The sequence below is a fragment of the Actinomyces oris genome (assembly GCF_001937445.1).
Classification (GTDB): Bacteria; Actinomycetota; Actinomycetes; order Actinomycetales; family Actinomycetaceae; genus Actinomyces; species Actinomyces acetigenes.
In genome coordinates this window covers 1-4,542 of sequence record NZ_MSKS01000069.1, presented here as the reverse complement: position 1 = coordinate 4,542, position 4,542 = coordinate 1, and the positions used below count along the sequence as shown (strand labels likewise).

Annotated in this window: 3 protein-coding genes; all 3 read left to right on the top strand. The window is 69.2% G+C overall.

The window, feature by feature from the left end; genetic code table 11:
- On the top strand, nt 1-2,169 hold a 2,169-nt coding region (gene pelF / locus BKH20_RS13355), incomplete at its 5' end, for a GT4 family glycosyltransferase PelF (RefSeq protein WP_256693194.1).
- A complete protein-coding gene (locus BKH20_RS13350) occupies nt 2,166-3,275 on the top strand; it encodes a putative glycoside hydrolase (protein WP_075391445.1) in 1,110 nt (369 codons plus the stop codon). The genes pelF and BKH20_RS13350, both read left to right, overlap by 4 nt.
- Before the next feature lie 202 nt (nt 3,276-3,477).
- Nucleotides 3,478-4,542 (top strand): MFS transporter (locus BKH20_RS13340; protein WP_075391446.1); only part of this gene is annotated, 1,065 nt, incomplete at its 3' end.

Sequence of the window (4,542 nt, the reverse complement as noted above, 5' to 3'; positions counted from 1 at the left end):
CCCGCCACTGAACTGCCCGCCACTGAACCGGCTGCGCAGCCGGCCGCGGCGTCGGCCTCCACTCCTGAGAACCCGGCCGCACCGATCTACGGCGTGGTCCAGGCCCCGGCGCCTGCCGGCTACGGCGTGGTCCAGCCGCGCCCCAAGAGCCCGGAGCCGGCCTCCCCGCAGAGCCCCGACGTCCTGGACTCCCCGATCTTCGGTGCGGTGAGCTCGGCGGCCTCGGCGGCCTCGGGCGCCTCGGCGTCCTCACCGGTGGAGCCGGCCGCCCCCCGCTCCGCCGCGTCACCGGCCCCCGATGACGTTGAAGCCCCTGACGCCACGGCAGCGTCGGCGCCCTCTGAGCCCTCTGAGCTCCCTGAGCCCCCGGCGCACGGCGAGTCCCAAACCCCCACGGCCATCGCCTGGGAGTCCGTGGCCTCGGCCGCCTCCGACGCCGCCGCCATCCCCCTGTCCCAGCAGGCCGCCCAGGAGGAGGCCGAGGACGAGGAGGCCCCCGCCGGTGGGAGCGAGCTGCTCCAGCTCCCCGAGGAGCCCGAGCCCGAGGCCGATGAGCAGGTCCTGCCCGACGGCGTCCCCGAGGACGGCGTGTACGTGGACGTCGACGTCGCCATCGTCATGGAGTCCACCTACCCCTACCTCAAGGGCGGGGTCTCCGCGGTGGTCCACGACATCATCACCGGCAACCCGGACCTCACCTTCGGGATCATCCACATCACCTGGGACTCCCACTCGCCACTCAAGGACCTGTACGGCATGCCGGACAACATCGCCTGGGTGAAGGTCCTCTACCTGTCCATGGAGGAGCACCAGGAGGACTTCCTGCGCGCCCGCCCGCGCGACCTGCACATGAACCGCCGCCAGCGCCGTGAGCTGTCTCGGCGCATCCTGGGCGCCCTGCTCTCCCTGGCCCAGGACGGCCAGACCGAGCCGCTGTGGGAACTCATCAGCGAGGGCCTGAGCGCCTCACGCCGCTACCCGGTCTGGGCGATCCTGGGCACGCGCGAGTTCATGGAGGCCTACCACGACATGATGCCGGACCTGGGGATGTCGATGACCGACATCTTCTGGTGCCTGCGCGACTTCTTCTCTCTGGCCTACGCGGTCCTGGCCGAACCGGTCCCGCGCGCCCAGGTCTACCACGCCCACACCACCGGCTACGCCATGCTGCTGGGCGTCAACGCCGCCCGCGAGCACGGCACCAAGGTGCTGCTGACCGAGCACAACCTCTACGTGCGCGACACCGTCAACACCCTCCTGGAGCGCCGGCTGGACCTCAACGTCAGGCTCACCGACTACCGCACCTTCGACGTCACCGGGCGCGAGCGCATGTGGATGGCCTGGTGGCTGGAGATGGGGCGCCTGTGCTACCCCTACGCCTACGCCTCCACCTACCTCTACCCGCGGGCCATCACCGAGGCCAATGAGCTCGGCGGCGACTCTGGGCGCGCCATCGTCATCCCCAACGGGATCGTCACCTCGGAGTTCGACGCCTCCTACGCCGCGCGCCTGGCCGCCATCGAGGAGATCAAGAAGGAGGGGGCGGACAAGCACCTGTGGAAGCTGGTGTACATCGCCCGGGTCGTGCCCATTAAGGGGCTGCTGGACATGATCGACTCGGTGCGCCTCATGGTGGACCGGGGCCTGAACATCCACCTGGACGTGTGCGGGCCCACCGAGCACATGCCCTCCTACTTCGAGCAGTGCCTGACCCGCATCGTCGAGCAGGGACTGGAGAGCGTCATCACCGTGCGCGGCACCGTCAAGGTCCGTGAGCTCCTGCCCGAGTTCGACCTGTTCGTCCTGCCCAGCTACAACGAGGGCCTGCCGGTCGTCTCCCTGGAGACCATGGGGGCCGGCATCCCCACGGTGAGCACCGACGTCGGCGCCGTGCGCTCCGTCGTCGAGGACTTGATCGTCACCGACGACGGGCAGACCTGGGACCCCTGCGGCATCATCATCGAGCCCGGCGACCCCACTGTCATGGCGGACAAGGTCCAGGAGGTCATCAGCGACGTCGACCTCTACGAGCGCCTGAGCCTCAACGCCCGCGGTCGCGTGGAGGCGGCCTACGACCTGGTCAAGGTCAACGCCTCCTACAACAAGATCTACCGTCAGGGCGGCGCTGGTGAGCAGGCCGGCGCCCGCGCCGATCAAGGAGGAGCATGAGGAGTAGCACCGGCGGCGTCGGAGCCTGGATCCGTTACGGCAACCCGCTCGAGCCCGGGGAGCTGGACTTCGCCATCGCCCACTACCGGGCGGCGATCCTCCAGCCCTGGGAGACCGAGGCGGCCGCCCGCCTCAAGGAGGCGCGACCGGACATGACGGTCCTGGCCTACCGGTGCCTGTCCTCCACGCGGGACTTCGAGCCGGACTCCATGCGCGCCTCCGGGCTGTCCTACCGCGAGGCCCTCCGCCGCGGTTGGCTCGCCAGGCGTGACAACGGCGACCTGGTCGAGTGGAGCACCTACCCCGGCCACTTCCAGGCCCGTGTGTGGGACCCCGACTACCGCGCCCGCTGGGTGGAGGAGGTCTGCCAGGCCACCGCTGAGACCGCCTTCGACGGCGTCATGGCGGACAACGACGTCTTCGACGACTACTACGACCTGAACCTCCCGCTGGAGAACATCGCCGACACTGCCGCCCTGCGCGCCGAGCTGAACATCTTCGTGGACCAGGCCGGTGCCGGCCTCAACGGCGTCGGCAAGATCCTCATCCCCAACGTGGCCGAGGCCCGCCGGGAACCCGGCCGCTGGGAGCGCCACTCGGCCTGGGGCGGCGGCTTCGACGAGTGCTGGCTGGGCTGGGGGGACCATCACCTCTTCGATGAGGCCACGGCCCTGGCCCAGATTCACGAGCTGCGAGGGCCGGGCCTGTCCATCGTGCGCACGCCCGACGGCGGGGGCGGCGGCTCCATGTCCGGTGCCCGCACGTCCCCCGGCCTCTACGGGCTGGCGGCCTTCTGGGTCTTCGGGGGAGGGGAGGGCGCCTACACGGCCACCGGTCACGACGACTACTCGCGCACTCCCTGGTTCCCCGCCCTCGACGCCGACCTGGGGCGCCCGCTGGGACGGCCCCGGAGGACCTCGGGCGCCTGGGTGCGCGAGTTCGAGGGCGGAGTGGCCGCCGTCGCGCTCGGCGAGGAGGGAGGCGGCACCGTGCGTCTCCCGGCGGGCCTCAGGTCACCGGGGCCCACCGGGGACCCGGACGGTGAGGCGCTGGCTCTGGAGTTGCCCCTCAGCGCGCATCGTGGGATGATCGCTCTGCGTGCCTGAGTCATGACCCGGTCCGGCTTGTGCGAGATCCGATAATGTGACTAAAGACCTGTCAAACGTTAGTCATGTTGGGTGGATCATTGACCTGCTTGACTTCCTGAGATCCCCGCCGTCCCGTACAGCGTTCTCTCGGGCAGGAAGCGCGGCGTCCGTCTCGGGCGGCGTCGACAGAGTTCCACAGGGCCCAGGACAAGGATGACCTATGGCACAGACTTCCCAGAATAGCGCGGCGGACATCGCGCACAAGCCCATGATGAGCACTGCTCAGATCCTGCTGATGAACGTCGGATTCTTCGGCATCCAGTACTCCTTCGGCATGCAGCAGAACGCCATGTCGCCCATTTACCAGTTCCTCGGGGCTTCCGCTGACGAGATCCCCATCCTCAATCTGGCCGGACCCGTCACCGGCCTGCTCATCCAACCGCTCATCGGGGCGCTCTCGGACCGGACCTGGAGCGAGAAGTGGGGACGCCGTAAGCCCTTCTTCCTGATCGGGGCCGTCGGCTGCTCCGTGTTCCTGTTCCTCATGCCCTTCGTCACCGCCGTGTGGATGGCGGTGCTGTGCCTGTGGCTGCTGGACGTCTCGAACAACACGGCCATGGAGCCCTACCGGGCCTTCATCGGCGACCGCCTGCCCTCCAAGCAGCTCGCCAAGGGCTTCCTCGCCCAGTCCCTGTTCATCGGCGCCGGCTCGGCCCTGGCCGCCGGGACCCTCGTCGTTCTGGAGAAGACCCTGGCGGGCGCCACCGCCGCCGGCATCCCCTACTGGGTCTTCGGCGCCTTCATGGTGGGCTCGGTGTGCTCCATCGGCTCGGTGCTCATCTCGGTGCTCTCCACCAAGGAGCTGCCGCCCACGCCGGAGGGCTTGGTCGAGCTCGAGCGCAAGAAGCGGGAGGAGGGCCCCTTCGGCTTCGTCAAGGACATCGGCGTCGCCATCGTCGAGATGCCCCGCGGCCTGAAGAAGATGGCCCTGGTCTACCTCTTCCAGTGGTACGCCATGAACGTCTTCTGGCAGTACCTGGGCCTCATGTGCGCCGTCACCTACTTCGGCGTGAACCTGTCCGACCCGGGGTACGCCAAGACCGAGGCCTTCAACAACGCCTCCGGCTTCGCCACCGGGCTCATGGTCGTCTACTACGTCTCCTGCACGGTCGTCGCCCTCTTCCTGGCGCGACTGGCCAACCGCATCGGCCCCAAGCACGTCCACACCGCGGCGCTGTGCCTCGCCGCCGTCTGCCTGGTCCTGCTCACCCGCATCGGCAGCCCC

Bases quoted from the DNA above. Each gene is read 5' to 3' on its own strand.
- BKH20_RS13350 (WP_075391445.1), top strand. From the start codon at position 2,166: ATGAGGAGTAGCACCGGCGGCGTCGGAGCCTGGATCCGTTACGGCAAC.